The sequence below is a fragment of the Streptococcus vicugnae genome (genome assembly GCF_016461705.1).
GTDB classification, from domain to species: Bacteria; Bacillota; Bacilli; order Lactobacillales; family Streptococcaceae; genus Streptococcus; species Streptococcus vicugnae.
In genome coordinates, this window is sequence record NZ_JAEMHW010000001.1 from 638128 (window position 1) to 656012 (window position 17885).

Below are 17885 nucleotides of genomic sequence, written 5' to 3' on the forward strand. Positions count from 1 at the left end.
TATTTTGACACTATTTAGAAAAAAAGGTGACTTGCTGGTTAGAGCAGGCAAAGCCTGTTTTAATAAAGTATTATTTAAATATCTATGATTTTGACAAATGGATTTCCTAAACCACGAGTATCCACACTTTGCGTACTTTGTTCATTCCAAAGTGAGACAATTGGATACCAACCGTTATTGGCTGAATTGTATGGGTCGTAAACATAAGTATTTCCATTTGAATAGCCTTTAAGAACAATCTCATGGCTTGTTCCCCATCCCCACGGAGAGAATTTGTCCTGTTGAACGGCAGCTACCACATGATGCCCTTCTTTAAGAGCACTTGTTAAGGCAGCTGAGGAATTAAGAACAGTCGGTGTCAAGCCCCATTGACGAGAGGCAACCAAGATACCATTTCCTGTTGTTCCTTCTGTTCCTCGATTAAACTCAACAGTATTGTTATAGAGGTAACTTGCTACTGTAGTTGGAAGCACTTCATTTCCTGTTAGAGATGAGAAGACCATGGCAAGACTGGTTGGGACGCAGCCTGTAGATGCCAAAGTGTAGTAACCATAGCGATTACCACCCCAACGACCATCACGTTGGTTGTAATAAGGTGTACTATAATTTGTACGTTTAACGGTAAAATCAGTAGACGTCAAGAAGTACATTTGACCATTATCAGACTGATACACATGTAGATGATAAGTTCCCGTACCAGAATGATTAGCAACATTAATGAGACCACTAGCACTTGTTCCTGAAGTTGTCACATCATACCACTTAATGTCATCTTGTCCATTCGTATCAGACCAAACAGCGTATTTAACCGTTCCACTTGAATAAACACCTGAAACGTTAACGCTATAGACACCTGTTCCTTTATAAGTCGTTGACACACTAGCACTTGTCTGCTTATTATTTAAAGCATATTGACCGAGATTATAACCAATTGTTTCACCATCTTTAGTTTTCACATAGACGTGAATAGTGTAATCCGCTGAAATATTATGATGGTATTTTTCATCAACTGTAATCACAACTTTGCCATTTGACACCTTAGAACTTGTATACCAGTGAATATTTTTTTGATTAGGATCTGACCAAGCCGCAACTGACACACTAGCAACATCTTTCGAAGTTTCTGTCTCTGCAATTACTACTTGTAAAGTACCGTTAGCCGCATTATGATTCTGAACAGTTACCGTTGGTTTTGAAAGGCTTTGATTAAAGGTTAAATCAATCCCATCTGAGCCTGATAAAGCCACAAATGAATGTGTCACTTCACTTGTTCCATAGACATGGACATTATAATGACCTGTCTCAAAGTTATGATTTTTAGCATAGAACGTGTAGGTATAACTTCCGTCTGACTGTTTAACAGCTTTATACCATTTTAAATCATCTTGATTGTTCTTACTTGTCCATGTTGGCAATTGAATATCATGGATATAAACAGGGACATCAGTTACCGTTACTTTAGCTGAGGTATCACTCACTTTAGTAATACTTACCTTAACTTCTGGTTTTGGGACATCGATACTTGTTGCACTAATGATTTGCATTTGTCCTTTGACAACAGCATAGGTATGAATCAAATAAGGTCCATAATCACCTGTGTAGGTAGCGGTTGTCTTACCACTATGATCAACTTTATACCATTTAAGATCATCTTGGTTATTTTTCGTAGACCAGACCGCATGATAGACCGTTAAGTTTGTACTCACATCACTTGGCATAGTAATGTAAATCCCTTTTTCACCTAAAGAAGCTTGAACCTGTACATCTCCATATTGATAATCTGCTGTGAATCGTGTCCCAAGTAACCCTGTTAAGTTATTTGTCACACGACTATTACCGTACACATGAACGTTGTAAGTCCCTGCTTCTAAGTTGTGAGTCGCTTCACTAAAGATAACATAATAAGAGCCATCAGCGGCTTTTGTTGCCTTATACCACTGAATATCATCTTGACCACCTTTTTCAGTCCACGTTGGTATTTGAATACTATCAATGTAAACTGGTACATCTGTGACAGTCACTTTATAAGTTGTAGCACTTTCCTTGGTGATTGTTGCTTTAGCGCTTGGCTTTGGAACATCAATCGATGTCGCACTCAAGCAAACCATTTGCCCTTTAACCACGCCATAAGTATGAATCAAATAAGTGCCATAGTCACCTGTATACTTAGCTGTTAATTGACCATTTGAAGGAACTTTATACCAAACAATATCATCTTGATCGTTTTTAGCAGACCAAACCGCATGATAAACTGTCATTCCTTGGCTAACATCACTTGGCATAGTGATGTTAATACCTGTTTGAGCAAGACTAGCAGATACCGCAACATCTCCAAAAGTATAGTTGCCTTGGAAGCTTGTGCCTGTCAACCCTGTTAGAGAATTGGTAACAGCACTTGTTCCGTATACGTGAACATTGTACTTACCGCTTTCAAGGTTATGTTCGGCAACACTGATAGTTGCAGAGTAGGTTGTCGAACCATCCTTGGTAGTCTTATACCAAATAATATCATCTTGCCCCTTATTTTCCGTCCATGTTGGCAAGGTTACACTAGTAATATAAACTGGTACGTCTGTAACAGTTACTTTATAAGTTGTAGCGCTAGCTTTTGTAATGGTTACCTTAGCACTTGGTTTTGGCACGTCAATTGTTGTTCCGTTCAGTCCAGTCATCTTTCCATTGAGATTTTGGTACGTGTGAACATTGTATTTACCGTATGAGCCCGTATATTTAACGGTTGCTTTTCCGTTGCTATCTGCGGTGTACCAAACTAAGTCATCTTGACCATTAACGTCAGACCAAACGGCAAACATGATTTTAGCGCCATTTGCAATGGCTTGATTGTATTGTAAGTTAAAGCCGCTGCTTGCTAGAGAAACGCTTGTGACTTCATTAGTCGCATTTCCAGTTGCTCCACGCTCAACAGTCACATTGTCAGCTGATTCTTCAACAGTTACTTCTTGTTCATCAGTTTGGACAGAATCTTGTGTGTCAGCTGCTTTATCTTCTGTTTGCTCTGCTATTTCACTATTAGATACTTCTATTTCAGCAGTCGTTTGTGAGCTTTCTTCGCTATCTGATGACACGTCTTTTGCTGTTTCAGAATCAGCGTTATCAGTTGTCATCTGTTCTTGAACATCAGCTTGGTTATCTTCAGAAACCGTTTCCTGTTCATCATTAACCGTGACAGTTTCTTCACTAACAACAGGCTCTGTTTCAGTAGCAGCTTCGTTGTTGTCTGCTTCCGTAGCAACTGAATCAGTTGCTAATTCAGTTGTCGTATTGGTTTCAATAGTTGTTTCATCTGCGCTAACACTTGCTGTTCCTAAGGTAGCAATTAAAACTCCCGATAGTAACAAGGTTCCAATGGCACCATAGGCTTTCGATTTTTTGATTGTTCCATGACCTTTTTGTTTCATAAACACTCCTTCATTCGATGATTAGTTTTGATTATTATAACAAAATCTTAAGCTATTTTTAAGGTAAACGCTTCATTTTCCTTAAAAATCAAAGACCGCACAAGGTCTTGTTCTATTGTGCAGTCTTTAAAAAGTAATCATCAGTCTTCTTTGCGTTTACGAACGCCAAGGATACCAAAGACAAACATTAGTACACCAATAAGTGATGCCATAATATTGAGTGGTGTTGTTTCGTCACCTGTCAATGGCAGAACACTAGATTGAACAACTGGAACATCTTCAACTGGTGTTTCAGGCGTTTCTGGAACTTCTGGGTCTGGCGTGTCAGTCACAACTTCTGTTTGGGAATCAACACCATTAATTGTATTGATAAGAATGTTATGAACGTCACCTGATGCAATACGTTCAGCTTCAAGCCAAGCGTTAACATCAAAAGTACCAACAATACCAAGTGATTGTAAGAAGTCGCTATCAACAACTAATTTCCAAACTCCTGCTTCTTCATCCCAAGTCACTTTGACGATAGAGTTAACAAACTCTTCATTTGTATCTTGGTTAAACGTGAAGTAGAAAGCGTACTCTGTTCCTTCTGGAATAACGTCACCTGCTTTAATAACTGTTCCTGAAATAGAACCATCTGCGTTAACAATGTTAACCCTACCCGCCTTAGAATTCATCACCTGCTGATTTTGTAAAAAATCATCCCAAGTAAATGTTTCTCCTAACTCGTCTGCTAAAACCGTCAGATGACTTCCAAAACTAAGCAATGTAAACGTGATGACCGTTGTTATCACTGTAGCTTGGCATATTATCCCTTTCATCGCAATCGCCCTTTCCCTCATAAAAAGACAGTCCTTAAAAACTCCCAAAAAAAGAGAACAGAAACCTGCTCTTTTCTACGTGACTATCTCTAATATATTTGCTTTTTTACATTTATTTTCGGTAATCTCCCTAAAAGATACCAATGTCATCATATCATTTGATATAACTTTTTTCCACATATTTTGAGCATTTTTAAGCAGCTAAAAAGCCTCTTAAAAACATAGAGACTTTTATTAGTAGATTATCTATTGATCTATTTTTTCTTTCAATTTCTGGTTAATATTTTTTACGCGATTGTTAAAACTAATATAAATCACAAACCAAATAATCAAATACGTTAAGACAAATTCCCCTAAAAATTGCCATGACCAAATAAAGGATTTTGTAATACCAAGAAGTATATTCAACCAGCTATTCAAACTATAAACTAAACAAAAGTGAATAATGATTTCCCATATCATTGGGATGGCCTCAATTTCAAAAATCATACTGACCAAGCCAATCAAGCCACTTATAAAGACAACATAGGTTATCTGTTGAACAGTTTGCACCTCAACATGACATTGCCATAAGTAAAATAAGTAAATAAGACTTCCAAAACCAATCCCAATTAAAAAATACGCAACGCCTCGTTTAAGATATCTCATCAATCACACCTCACATTCCCAAAGCTTTTTCGACATTAGACAGATAACGTCTACTAACATCTGTCGTAATATCATTTGTCAGCAAAGCTAGCATATTTCCTGAAAAGCTACTCTCTAACGATTTTAAATGATTAATATTAATCAAGGCGTGCTTTGAGACCTGCACAAAATCTGGATTAGCTAGTCGCTCACGGAACTTGTATAAACGATCATTTGTCACAAGTCTCCCATTGGTCGTCTCTAAAACTAAGGAACTTCCGTCAACATCCACAAGAATCAAATCTGATACACGTAACATTTCTGTTCGAACCGATGTTTTAATTGGCAAAATTTCCATTCTACTCTGCTCAAATTTTGCTAAATAATCTAAAACCTCCTGAACAGCTTGGTTACATTCTCCGCTTCGTACCAAAACTTCAATAGCCTCTTTTGGTAAGTTACTATCCTCTTCAAACTGGTAGTGCACCCTTTAACTCCTCTTATTTCTTTTTAGTAAATGACAATCTTTTAGCATATAAACTAAGAGCCAAAAGAACAATTACTCCACAAATGACAAGACTAACTAAAAGCATTTCTTGGTTCAAGGTCGTTAATCTTTTTAATTTTAAACCAATTCCTAAAAATTCCTTTGCATCTGCGTTTACGGCATCTTTTCCAATTAAGAGCTGACGATAGGCAGCTGAGACATAGGCGGCAGGCGTCAATTTAACCACTTTTTGTGCAAAATCAGGCAGAGCTCCAATTGGCATGTAAACCCCAACAAGAAAACCAGAAACAGTTCCAACAATTGTCGCCAAAGCTTCACTTGTTGATAAGGTTTTAATGAATTGCAAGACAAACAAAGCAATTCCTGATCCCATAATAGAACTTAGGAGCATGACTAAAAGGATTTGTGGTAAATAATCTAAATCAAAATTAACATCATCTTGCCAGTAGAAGTACAATTTCATAATGGCTAACATAATTAATTGCATGATAAAACCAATCACACTAGAAGAAATCAAATAGCCAAGATAAAGTTTTAAACGAGAAATGTCTGTTAATAAAAAGTCTTCCAATTTATGGCTTACCTTATCCTGAACCAATCGCGTAACCCCAGTCCAAGTTGTTGTAATACTCGTAACAGCTAACGTTCCACCTAGAACCCAATTATCAAGAAGTTCTTCCAAATTCGGTGTTCCTGCAAATGAATCCTGCATATTTTTCTGCAAGAAAATCACATAAAGAATAAAAGCAATCAAGGCTCCAAGTAATGAGAAAAAGACACTAGCCTTATTTGAAAAATAAAGTTTTAAGTTTCGTTTTGTCATTGCCCACATCTTACGCCATCTCCTTTCCCGTAATGTTCAAAAAGACATCATTGATATTTGCTTTAACATAATCAAAATCATTAATAACTGTACGTTTATCTGATAAAATGGCCAAAGCTTTTGCAGAATCTTCAACAATAATTTTCAAACGACCATCTCCCAAACGCTTACAGTCAAGGTCTGAGAAAGCAGCTACGTCACTTGTTTCAACCAATAAATATGGTTTTGAATAAGCTTCTTTTAATTCCTTAGCAGAACCTTTAGCCAAAACCTTCCCTTGGTCAATGATATAGGTCATATCCGCATTCTCTGCTTCTTCAAGATAATGAGTCGTCAAAAAGATGGTTAACTTCTCTTCACGTTGCAAACGACGTAATAAGTCCCAAATAGCCTCACGTGTCTGAATGTCAAGCCCTGTTGTCGGCTCATCCAAAAATAACAAGTTAGGTTTATTCAAAAGCGCACGAACAATATCAACACGACGTCGTTGCCCTCCAGATAATGTGCCATAAGCCTGATTAAGAAAAGTGTCCAAGCCTGTTAATTGAATTAATTTTTCTAACCAAACTTTATCTTTTTGATGATAAAGTGCTTGTCGACTCTTTAAATTATCCAAAACACTTAGTTCAGCATCAAGAACGCTATCTTGAAAAACCATTCCAATCTTCAAATCTGCTGCCAATTCAATCTCCCCTGAAGTTGGTTCTAACAAACCAGTTAGCATCTTCATCGTTGTTGATTTCCCAGCACCATTTGTCCCGATATAGGCTAACAATTTCCCTTCTTCCACTTCCAAATTTAAGTGATCAATTACTATTTTATCTCCGAAGGTTTTGATTAGATTTTTTGTTCTAATTAGCATAATCGTCCCTCCCTTTTGACATTATTTTATCAAAAAAAGGCTCGATATAAAGCCTTTTTCGGTAAGCGGTTAAAAATACTTGCTAAGCGGTAAATAAAAAAGCCCTAACGGGCTTTTTCCTCTTATTGAACAGGTGTGACAACCACATAACGATTTGGATCGTTACCTTCAGAATAACTATCAACACCTTCGATACCAGTGATTGTTTTATGAACAATTTTTCGTTCACTATTACTCATTGGATCCATAACATAATCTTTACCAGTTTCAAGTACGCGACTAGCAGCTTTACGTGTGAATTCAATCAATGTTTCTGTACGATGTTCTACGTAATCATGAACATTTAAGATAACAGAGAAGTTCTTTGAATAGCGGTCATGTAAGAAATTTTGTGAAAGCAATTGAAGTGACTTCAAGACTTTTCCGTGATAACCAATCACTCGACCTGCTTCTGGTGTTTCAATTTGTAAGTTGATTTGACGACGGTTGTGGCTTGTCTCAACAGTTGCCTCAATATCCATCTCATAAATCACTTTTTTTACGTAATCAGCAACTTCTTCGGTTGCTTTTTCAATATCTTTGCTCAATTCACGTTGAGCTGGAAATTCACTAGCAACAAATTCTTCAAAGCTTTGATCTGTATTAACAGGTTTTGGTGTGTCTGAAACCTCTTCTAGCTCTTGAGCAACTTCTTCTTTAGCATCATTTACTTTGCCAAGTGCTTCTAGAACTTCTGTATGACCAGCTTCTTCAAGAATGGTTTGTGTTTTTTTCTTGTGCATGACGATATCCTCTTTGACTGAGTCATCAATGACTTCGCCACGCTCTTCCATTTTCTTAATGATACTAGCAACTTTTCGAAGCTCCATAGTATCTTCAAATTTTGATGATACTGGCTCATTTTTTTGATTAACTTCTTCAGGTACACCTTTAACTGCTTTTTGGTTTGCTCGGTGAGCAGTTACTTCGTTAATCCCTTCAATATCTACTTGAGCTGGTTTCTTACCAAAACCAAAGAAACCTTTTTTCTCACGAGAAACAACTTTAATGTGGGCTTTAAGACGTGAAAGATTTAACTCTTTCAAACCTTTTTCAATAGCATCTTCAACAGTCCGACCTGTGAATATTACCATATTCTTATCCTCTTACTTTCTTCTCTTTTGCGCTTTCTTCTTAGCACGACGAATTTTAGCCGCGCGTTCTTTTTCAGCGTTCTCCTCTTCCTTACGTTTTGCAATAATTTTAAAAGGATTGTTCAATAAAAGAATTTGGAACACTTGGAATGCATATGATACTGTCCAATAAAGCACAACCCCTGAAGCCAATCTGAACCCCATAAAGAAAATCATAATTGGCATCGCATAAGTCATGATGGTCATGGCAATATTTTTTTCACGCGCAGCTTTATTACTCAACCAAGTTGAAAGGAAAGTAAAGAAAGCAGCTAAGACAGGCAAAATGTAGTATGGATCCGGTTGTGATAACTCAATCCATAAAAATGTTCCTGTTTTCAAGAAAGCAACACGCGTCAATGCTTGATACAGAGCCATCAAAATTGGCAATTGAACAACCAAAGGAAGCATTGTCGCATATGGATTAACACCATATTCTTTGTATAAGGCTTGGCTTTCTTCAGTTAATTTCATGCGGCTATCTGTATCGCGACCTGGATACTTAGCTTGTAATTTTTTAAGCTCTGGCTGCAAATCTTGCATCTTTTGTCCAGATTTGATTTGCATGTTGTAAAGCGGCATCATGATAGCGCGAATGATAATGGTAAATAGGACAATCCCTACACCAATACGACCATTAATTGAAAGCCACTGAATAGCTTTGGCAAAGAAGTAAACGATTTGTTCCCAACCATTGGTTGATGAAGCAGTTACTTCGCTGCGCCCACAAGCAGCCAAAAGTCCTAAGGCAAGACTACTCAATCCTAATAATTTAATCTTTCTTTTCACTATTGAGACCTTCCTGATATAAATTAGCAAGTTTTAAAACATGCAATAAGTTTTTCTTCACTTCATGGTAATCAAGTTCCTCGACACCTTTACGTGCAATGATGACAAAGTCCTGATTATTAATCAAGTTTGGTGACAATTCCATGATAACGTGACGAATTTTTCGTTTAATACTATTACGAGTAACTGCGTTACCAAGTTTTTTGCTCACAGAAAGCCCTACTCGATAGTGGCTCTGATTTTTTTCTAAATGATAAAGGACAAATTTTCGGTTAGCAACACTTGTTCCTTTGCTAAAAATCGCCTGAAAATCTTTGTCACTTTTGACACGATAGGTTTTCTTCAACGTACGACTCCATTCTAAATTATTTTTATTATACCATAAAATTCAAAAAAGCCCTAACCTCTAAAGAGTTTGGGCTTATTATCTTTAAAATATTTTTATTGGAAAATACGCTTAAAAATCTTGGAAAGCCTAAATGTCTATTAATCTAGATTTTGCAAGTCTTCATTGGCTAATTTAATTTGCCATTTCACTTGGTCAAAACCTGTACCACCTAGTGAATGACGACGTTCAACAGCTGTATGAGATTTCAATGTTTCATAGATATCTTCTTCAATCAAATCTGAAATTTCTTGATAGCGTTCAAACGGCACATCTTGCAAATAATAACCTGCTTTAGTGCATTCTAGAACCAATTTACCAACAATTTCATGTGCTTGACGGAACGGAAGACCTTTGCTTGCAAGATAGTCAGCCAACTCAGTTGCATTTGAGAAGTCTTTTTCAGTGGATTCAGCCATGTGCTCTTTGTTGACGGTCATTGTTTTAAGCATGCCAGCCAAAATATCGATAGCTACTGTAATTGTTTCAACTGTATCAAACATGCCTTCTTTATCTTCTTGTAAATCTTTATTGTAAGCCAAAGGTAAAGATTTCATGACTGTCAAAAGGCCAAATAAGTTACCGTAAACACGACCAGATTTTCCACGAATCAACTCAGCCATATCTGGATTTTTCTTCTGTGGCATGATTGATGATCCTGTTGAGAAGGTATCAGAAAGTGTCACAAACTTAAATTCATTTGAGCACCAGCTGATGATTTCTTCACAGATACGGCTCATGTGCATCATCAAAATAGAACTGTTTGACAAAAATTCTAGAATAAAATCACGGTCAGACACCGCATCAAGTGAGTTGCTGTATGGTTTAGCAAAGCCCATGAGTTCTGCTGTCATCTCACGATCGATTGGGAAAGTTGTTCCAGCAAGAGCAGCTGCGCCAAGTGGTGACATATCAGCATGCTTGATGTTAAATTCAAAACGTTCACTATCACGTGTAAACATGTTGTAGTATGCCATCAAATGATGTCCAAATGAAATAGGTTGAGCATGTTGTAAATGCGTATAACCTGGCATGATAGTGTAGACATGTTCATCAGCTAAATGAACCAAAGTTTTACGCAAGTTCGTAAGCTTTTCAATCACTTCATCAAGCTTAGCCTTTAAGTACAAGTGCATATCAGTTGCCACTTGGTCATTACGTGAACGAGCTGTGTGTAATTTACCAGCTACAGGACCAATTTTTGCTGTCAAAAGACTTTCCATATTCATGTGAATGTCTTCGTTTGACACATCAAATTCAATTTTTCCTGCCTTGTATTCTTCAAGCAATTCTTCAAGACCTGCTTTGATTTGATTGGCTTCTTCTTTTGCGATAATCCCTGTTTCACCAAGCATTGTCACGTGAGCAATTGAACCTTTCAAATCAAACTCTGCCATTTTTTGGTCAAAAGAAATCGATGCTCCAAATTCTTCAACCCACTTTTCAAGACCAGCTTCAAAACGCCCGCCCCATAATTTATGATTTTCTGTTGTCATAGCAATGATACAATGAACTACCATCCCAAGTGGCGTTCAAAGCCTTTCTCTTTTCTTATCTAGTCATGAGTATAGCTGGTTCACTTGCTTTTACAGCAAGCGAAGCGACTATACTAAATAAGTCCAAGGAGCGACCTAGGACTTATAATGTGTTGCCTCACGGGGCGATTTCTTAAATGATTCTCTCCGGATATCATTATTTAAGCTCGATGCCACTCTCTGTTGACATTAACGAGGTTTGGTAAGTTATAAGAAAAGAGTCTCAGATGGGGCTCCCTGTCCCCTTTTATCTGAAGCTTGGTGGAAATTTTCGGTACTAATCATCGTCATCATGGCTTGCCGTACCCTAAGTACAGCCTGCGCCATTCTTCCTTAATTAGCCTTGAAAATTTCTCACCAATTCTTTTCTTACTTATTAAGATTTTTATCTACGGCTCAATTCCTTGATTGACATCAAAAATATCAGCTTAGAAACTATCTTTTCTTGTTTATTGGCTGTGACTGATTCACGCCTGTGTTTTTCTTTTCTTTTTCATTATTTTCTGCTTACGCAGATATATTATTTATTGTTAACTTGTGAGTTAACTTGAGTTGGTAGTCCCCAAAGTTTGATGAAACCAACAGCTGCATCTTGGTCAAAGCTATCAGCGGATGTGTATGTTGCCAAGTTTTCATCGTAAAGTGAGTTTGGTGATTTACGAGCAACAACTTGTGCATGTCCTTTGTAAAGTTTCACTTTAGCAGTACCGTTAACCACTTTTTGTGTTTCTTTGATGTAAGCAATAATAGCTTCTGTTGCAGGACTGAACCACAAAGCATTGTAGATAAGGTTTGACAATTCATTTTCGAGAACTGGTTTGAAATGAGAAACTTCACGAACCAATGTGATGTCTTCGATTTCTTTGTGAGCTGTCAAAAGTGTGATAGCACCAGGACATTCGTAAATTTCACGAGATTTTATACCAACCAAACGGTTTTCAACGTGGTCGATACGTCCGATACCATGTTTACCAGCGATAACATTCACTTCTTGGATAAGGTCAGCTAGTTTCATTTCTTTGCCATTAAGGGCAACTGGTTTACCAGCTTTGAATTCGATATCGATGAATTCTGGTGTATCAGGAGCTTCTTCTGGTGAAGTTGTGATACCAAAGGCATCTTCTGGAGCTTGGTTCCATGGATTTTCAAGAACACCACATTCGTTAGCACGTCCCCAAAGGTTTTGGTCAACTGAATATGGATTGTCAAGGTCCGCAGGAACTGGAACTCCATTTGCTTTAGCGTATTCAATTTCTTCTTCACGAGACCATTTCCATTCGCGAACTGGAGCGATAACTTTCAATTCTGGATCAAGCGCAGCGATTGCCACTTCAAAACGGACTTGGTCATTACCTTTACCAGTACAACCGTGAGCAATTGTTGTTGCACCAGTTTTATGAGCAATTTCTACCAATTTCTTAGAAATGACCGGACGGCTAAGTGCTGATACCAATGGGTATTTTTGTTCGTAGTAAGCATGAGCTTGAAGAGCTGGAAGAACATATTCTTCAGCAAATTCATCTTTAACATCAAGAACGTAAGATTCAACCGCACCAACTTTAAGTGCTTTATCATGAATAAAATCAAGGTCTTTACCTTCGCCGACGTCCATACAAACGGCAACGACATCATAATCTTTCATGAGCCAAGTAATGGCAACTGAAGTATCAAGACCACCAGAGTACGCAAGGATAACTTTTTCTTTTGACATAGGACTACTCTCTTTTCTTATTTTGTGTTTTTATCAACTTTATGTGTATAATTATACACATATCTTTTACCCCTGTCAACACTTTTTTGAATATTTTTTCAAAAAAAATTACTTTTTTATGATTTTATAACAAATATACAGTATATATACAAAAATTCTGCACTTTTTATACAAAAAAGATCCCTAGCCAAATCTAGGGAACTAATATTTTTCATCTATTATTGAATTTTTTCAAAACGTTCTGTATAGAACAAGGCTACCGTCATAATAATTGTACAGATAAATAAGCAAAATGCTGCTACTGTCCATGAACCAAACAAGTTGAAGCTATATCCAAAAAGTGTTGGTCCAAAAGCCGCTAAGAAGTATCCTCCCGATTGTACCATACCAGACAACTGTGCTGTTTGACTTGGTGTGTGTGATTTCATTGAGAAAGTCACAAGCAAGTAAGGGAACAAAGCACTAACAGCAATACCGATTAAGACATTAACAGTCAACCAATAAGCAAAACTGCTTGTTTGGAATAAAAGCATACCTGTTCCTACAATTGCACAAGCTGACACAATCGCAAGCATGATTTTACGATTTTTACTTGAAAGATTTGTTGTCAAAGTTGGAATAGTTAATGAAAATGGCAAACTAATCAATGAATAAATAGAAGCCAAAATACCAGCTGCCTCACTTGAAAGGCCTGCTTGACTAGCCATTGTTGGCAACCATGTCATTCCTGTATAGAAAAGAAGTGACTGCAAACCACCAAAAATAAGAAGGGCAATGGCAGCTTTATTTTTCCAAAGAGATGATGAGTGTTTTTCTTCATCTTGCTCAGTCATATGATTATGGAAAGTATTTGGAAACCAAACCACTAAAGCTACCAAAATCAAGAAACTAAGAATCAGAATCAAACCTTTCCACGATGTCATTTTAACAATCGGAACAGCAACCGAAGCAGCAACTGATGAGGCAAGCCCCATAGCTGTTGTGTAGATTGTTGTCAAAAGTCCAATTCGAAATGGTTGGTTTGCCAAAATGACACTTGGGAACAAGACATTCATCATGGCAATACTAATCCCAATAATCATTGTCCCGATATAAAGACTTGGAAGGTTAAGCACACGCATACTTGAACCAATAAACATGGCAATCAAAACCATGGTGAATAATTTTTCAAGTCCAAACTTATCCGCTAAACGTGGTGCCAAAGATGAACAAAAGGCAAACATAATCAACGGAATACTTGTCAAAACACCCAAAGAATTGACTGGAACTCCTAAACCATCCGCAACATAGCTAAGGACAGTCGGAATTGTCGTAAATGGGATACGCATAACAGCGCCCACAAGAATAATTCCTGGGACGAAAAAGATAGAATAGTCTTTTTTCATGTAACTCCTCTTAACTTATAAATAAACAATTTTAAAGCCTATTATAGCAAGAACTAGTGGCGTTTAGAATAGGCATTATCAAAGAAAACGTTTTTCACAACAAATTAAAATATTTCTCAAAATTCATAATTTATAAACAAAAAGCCTGAGACATTCATCTCAGACTTTTATTGATATTATTTCAAGTTGTTAAGCATGTTTTCGATGTGTTCGATTGATTTTTCACGACCAAGAAGGTAGATAGTATCTGGAAGTTCTGGACCGTGCATTTCACCTGAAACGGCGATACGGATTGGCATGAATAGGTTTTTACCTTTAATACCAGTTTCTTTTTGAACAGCTTTGATTTGTGGGAAGATGTTTTCTGATTTGAAATCTTCGTCACTCATTGCTTCCAATTTAGCTTTGAAAGCTTCAAGAACTGTTGGAACTGTTTCACCAGCCATGAATTCTTTTTCAGCTTCTGTCAATTCTGGGAAATCTTCAAAGAACAAGTCAGTCAATGGAAGGATTTCATCAACAGATTTCATTTGTGGTTTGTAAAGTTCAACCAATTTTTCAGCTTTGTCAGTCAAACGACCAGCTTCTTCCAAGAATGGTTTAGCCATTGCAAAGACTGTATCGAAATCTGCATTCTTGATGTATTCGTTGCTCATCCAGTCCATTTTCTTTTGGTCAAATGCAGCTGGAGATTTACTCAAACGGTGTTCATCAAAGAGTTTGATCAATTCTTCACGTGAGAAGATTTCATCTTCACCACCAGGGTTCCAACCAAGAAGAGCGATAAAGTTGAATACTGCTTCTGGCATGTAACCTTTTTTACGGTAGTCTTCGATGAATTGAAGAGTGTTTGTGTCACGTTTTGACAATTTTTTACCAGTTTCAGAGTTGATAATCAATGTCATGTGACCGAATTCTGGTGCTTCCCAACCAAGTGCTTCGTAAACCATCAATTGTTTTGGTGTGTTTGCGATGTGGTCATCACCACGGATAACGTGAGAGATTTCCATCAAGTGGTCATCGATAACAACGGCAAAGTTGTATGTTGGGTAACCATCTTTTTTCTGGATAACCCAGTCACCACCGACGTTTCCACCTTCAAATTCGATGTCGCCTTTAACGATATCATGCCATTTGTAGATACCTGATTCGTTAACAGCCAAACGTACAGTAGGGATGATTCCTTTTGCTTCACGTTCTGCAATATAAGCAGCTTTTTCTTCTTCAGACATACCAAGGAATTCGTTGATGTAACGAGGTGTTTCACCAGCAGCTTCTTGGCGTTCACGTTCTGCAGCTAGTTCTTCTTCAGTAACGTATGATTTATAAGCTTTACCTTCAGCCAACAATTGGTCAATGTATTTTTGGTAGATGTCCAAACGTTCTGATTGGCGATATTTTTCGTGAGTTTGTGGGCTTTCGTCCCAATCCATTCCCAACCATTTCAGGTTTTCCAATTGTGAACGTTCACCGTCTTCGACATGACGTTTACGGTCAGTATCTTCGATACGGATTACAAAATCACCACCATGGTGACGAGCGTAAAGATAATTAAAGAGCGCTGTACGCGCATTTCCGATGTGTAAAAGTCCTGTTGGACTTGGTGCATAACGCACGCGAATTTTCTTAGGCATTTTCGTCTCCTGTTAAATTTCAATCGTTTCTATTATAGCACAATCTTGAGTATTGGAACAAAAAATTCAGCTGAAAAACAGCTGAATTCCTTCTTATATTTGAGATTTTGATCAATCGGGTTTTAACTTGATGCTGCGCTGCCTGCACTCGATTCTTTTTCCTTCACATAATCAATAGCAATCACTAAAGAAATGACCAAATCTGAAAGGGAATCGTCGTAAATTTCTACTTGATAGGTTGAAGGAAATCTAAACCATTGTTGGCGAATATTAGCCACTTCGCGTCCTTGATTAAGCAAGCTAAAATTCATATTCCAGATATCACCTGACACCTCTAGTCCAAAATCAGAGATATCATATTTAGCTTTTAATAACGAAAAACGTCTTTGAATCGTGATTTCCTTACCATCTGCAAAAGTCACCGTAAAACGCTGGAAAGGAAAACTGAAACCTTGTTTGATATGACTGACGGTTTTGCCTTGACTATCAGAAATCGTAAATTCTTTAAATAATTTTAACAAGGACCCTTGAACATGATAGGCTAGCTGCTTATCTTCATCAAAAATATCAAACTTTCCAGCTAGTGACCATAACTTTTGTTTGATTTCAAATCTTCGCATAACCTTTCCCCTTATTTCTCTACCTACAACCCTTTTAAGCAATTCAGATCAAAAATTATCCACAAGTTTAGTTACTATGGCAAATCATTTCCTGCAGCCAAGTAAATCTCATACCACTCTTTTCGTGTCAATACAAACTCTGTAGCCTTAGCTGCCTCTGCCACTCGTACTGCCTTAGTGGTTCCGATAACAGCTTGCATTTGAGCAGGATAACGCAAGACCCAAGCAATAGCAATCGCTGATGGTGTCACTTGATATTTTTCTGCCAAACGTTCCAAAACGCGATTCAATTCTGGGTATTTTTCAGAACCCAAGAAAACACCACCAAAATAATCGAACTGAAGCACTGACCAGGCTTGAATAACTACATCGTTTAAGCGACAATATTCAAAAATACTACTATCACGAACAATACCTGCTTCTTGATTCATATTAACATGAAAACCAGCATTAAAACCTGGGCTAAAAGCTGCGCTCAATTGCAATTGATTAGCTACCAAAGGTTGCTTAACATCCTTTTTAATCAATTCCATCATCATCGGATTCTGATTCGATACTCCAAAATCGATAACCTTGCCTTGTGCCTTTAACAGATTAAAAGCCTCTGCTATTTCTTCAGGTTCCATCAGAGCATCTGGACGATGAAGCAATAGTGAATCAATGTAATCAATATTAAGACGCTCCAAAATGCCATCTACAGCTTTAAGGATATGTTCTTTTGAAAAATCAAAGTACGTAAACTCCTCCATTCGAATGCCACATTTTGATTGAATCCACATTTTTTCACGCAAATCTGGGCGTCGTTTCAAAACTTCTCCAAGAATACGTTCACATTCCCCATGCCCGTAACAATCTGCAATATCAAAGGCATTAATTCCAACTGCTAAAGCTGATTCAATTAATGCTTCAACTTGATCAACTGTCATTTCTGAAATACGCATTAATCCCAAAACAACCTCTGAAATTTCTGTCTGGCGTTCACCAAATTTGATATATCTCATCATTTCCTCTTTTCTCTAAATCCAAAATTACATGCTAACCTCTGTAATGCGACCAGTATCCACATCATAAACAGCACCAGAAATCACAATATCATCAGGAATCAAAGGAGAATTACGCAATTTTGTAATATCCTCTCGAACGCTTTCTTCAACATCAGAAAAGGGCAAAAAGTCTTTTCCATGCACCTCTACTCCTAGATCACGCGCTAACTGCTCTGCAAAGCCTTCATTACTAAGTCCCTGCATGCCACAATCCGTATGGTGCAAAACAACAATCTCGCGTGTACCAAGTTGCTGCTCTGAAATCACCAATGAACGAATGGTATCATCTGTCACGCGCCCGCCTGCGTTCCGCAAAATATGAGCATCACCAAGCGCCAAACCCAGCGCATGCGCCACATGCAGACGTGAATCCATACAAGTAACAATAGCAACATGCGTTTTAGGTTTCTGAGGCAAATGCGCCGTTCCATGTAAGTCTGCATATGCTTGATTTGTTTTTAAAAATTTTTCAAAATAAGACATTCAAATTTCTCCTTAAGAGTCGCTCATGATAGCGTTTTTCTCATCTTATCATTTTTAGTTTTGCTTGT

General features: G+C 37.5%; 16 protein-coding genes. All 16 read right to left on the reverse strand.

What is annotated here, in order from left to right; translation table 11 throughout:
- Positions 1–74: 74 nt before the first annotated feature.
- The 16 genes from JG537_RS03150 to JG537_RS03225 all read right to left on the reverse strand — a co-directional run bounded on the left by JG537_RS03150 (position 75) and on the right by JG537_RS03225 (position 17817).
- On the reverse strand, positions 75–3419 hold the full coding sequence (locus JG537_RS03150; protein ID WP_199543504.1) for a GBS Bsp-like repeat-containing protein: 3345 nt from the start codon (positions 3417–3419) through the stop codon (positions 75–77).
- Positions 3420–3559: 140 nt separating this feature from the next.
- Positions 3560–4261 (reverse strand): LPXTG cell wall anchor domain-containing protein, encoded by a 702-nt coding sequence (locus JG537_RS03155; protein WP_246454262.1) that lies wholly within the window; start codon positions 4259–4261, stop codon positions 3560–3562.
- Between the two features lie 225 nt (positions 4262–4486).
- Entirely contained in the window at positions 4487–4888 is a 402-nt protein-coding gene (locus JG537_RS03160) for a DUF3021 domain-containing protein (RefSeq protein WP_132868985.1), read from the reverse strand.
- Positions 4889–4898: 10 nt separating this feature from the next.
- On the reverse strand, positions 4899–5354 hold the full coding sequence (locus JG537_RS03165) for a LytTR family DNA-binding domain-containing protein (protein WP_132868984.1): 456 nt from the start codon (positions 5352–5354) through the stop codon (positions 4899–4901).
- Positions 5355–5367: 13 nt separating this feature from the next.
- Positions 5368–6207, reverse strand: coding sequence for an ABC transporter permease (locus JG537_RS03170; RefSeq protein ID WP_132868983.1), 840 nt, complete (start codon positions 6205–6207; stop codon positions 5368–5370).
- Between the two features lies 1 nt (position 6208).
- The gene (locus JG537_RS03175; protein ID WP_132868982.1) at positions 6209–7060 is read right to left on the reverse strand and encodes an ABC transporter ATP-binding protein; all 852 of its coding nucleotides are present in this window, start codon (positions 7058–7060) and stop codon (positions 6209–6211) included.
- 122 nt (positions 7061–7182) lie between these two features.
- Positions 7183–8193: an RNA-binding cell elongation regulator Jag/EloR gene (jag, locus tag JG537_RS03180; protein ID WP_132868981.1), complete on the reverse strand. Its 1011-nt coding sequence runs from the start codon at positions 8191–8193 to the stop codon at positions 7183–7185.
- 12 nt (positions 8194–8205) lie between these two features.
- Positions 8206–9021 (reverse strand): YidC/Oxa1 family membrane protein insertase, encoded by an 816-nt coding sequence (locus JG537_RS03185; RefSeq protein ID WP_132868980.1) that lies wholly within the window; start codon positions 9019–9021, stop codon positions 8206–8208.
- Entirely contained in the window at positions 9005–9367 is a 363-nt protein-coding gene (gene rnpA / locus JG537_RS03190) for a ribonuclease P protein component (RefSeq protein WP_074482386.1), read from the reverse strand. The genes JG537_RS03185 and rnpA overlap by 17 nt, the downstream gene beginning before the upstream one ends.
- 140 nt (positions 9368–9507) lie before the next feature.
- Positions 9508–10902: an argininosuccinate lyase gene (argH, locus tag JG537_RS03195; RefSeq protein ID WP_132868987.1), complete on the reverse strand. Its 1395-nt coding sequence runs from the start codon at positions 10900–10902 to the stop codon at positions 9508–9510.
- Positions 10903–11461: 559 nt separating this feature from the next.
- A complete protein-coding gene (locus JG537_RS03200) occupies positions 11462–12652 on the reverse strand; it encodes an argininosuccinate synthase (RefSeq protein ID WP_199543506.1) in 1191 nt (396 codons plus the stop codon).
- Between the two features lie 218 nt (positions 12653–12870).
- Entirely contained in the window at positions 12871–14037 is a 1167-nt protein-coding gene (locus tag JG537_RS03205; protein ID WP_199543508.1) for a CynX/NimT family MFS transporter, read from the reverse strand.
- Between the two features lie 176 nt (positions 14038–14213).
- Positions 14214–15671, reverse strand: a complete 1458-nt coding sequence (gltX, locus tag JG537_RS03210; protein WP_199543511.1) for a glutamate--tRNA ligase — start codon at positions 15669–15671, stop codon at positions 14214–14216.
- Positions 15672–15793: 122 nt separating this feature from the next.
- Positions 15794–16291, reverse strand: a complete 498-nt coding sequence (locus JG537_RS03215; RefSeq protein ID WP_199543526.1) for an LURP-one-related/scramblase family protein — start codon at positions 16289–16291, stop codon at positions 15794–15796.
- Positions 16292–16365: 74 nt separating this feature from the next.
- Positions 16366–17292, reverse strand: a complete 927-nt coding sequence (locus tag JG537_RS03220; protein WP_132869764.1) for an aldo/keto reductase — start codon at positions 17290–17292, stop codon at positions 16366–16368.
- Positions 17293–17319: 27 nt separating this feature from the next.
- Positions 17320–17817 carry a beta-class carbonic anhydrase gene (locus JG537_RS03225; RefSeq protein WP_199543530.1) on the reverse strand — a complete coding sequence of 166 codons (498 nt, stop codon included), beginning with the start codon at positions 17815–17817 and terminating at the stop codon, positions 17320–17322.
- Between the last annotated feature and the right edge of the window lie 68 nt (positions 17818–17885).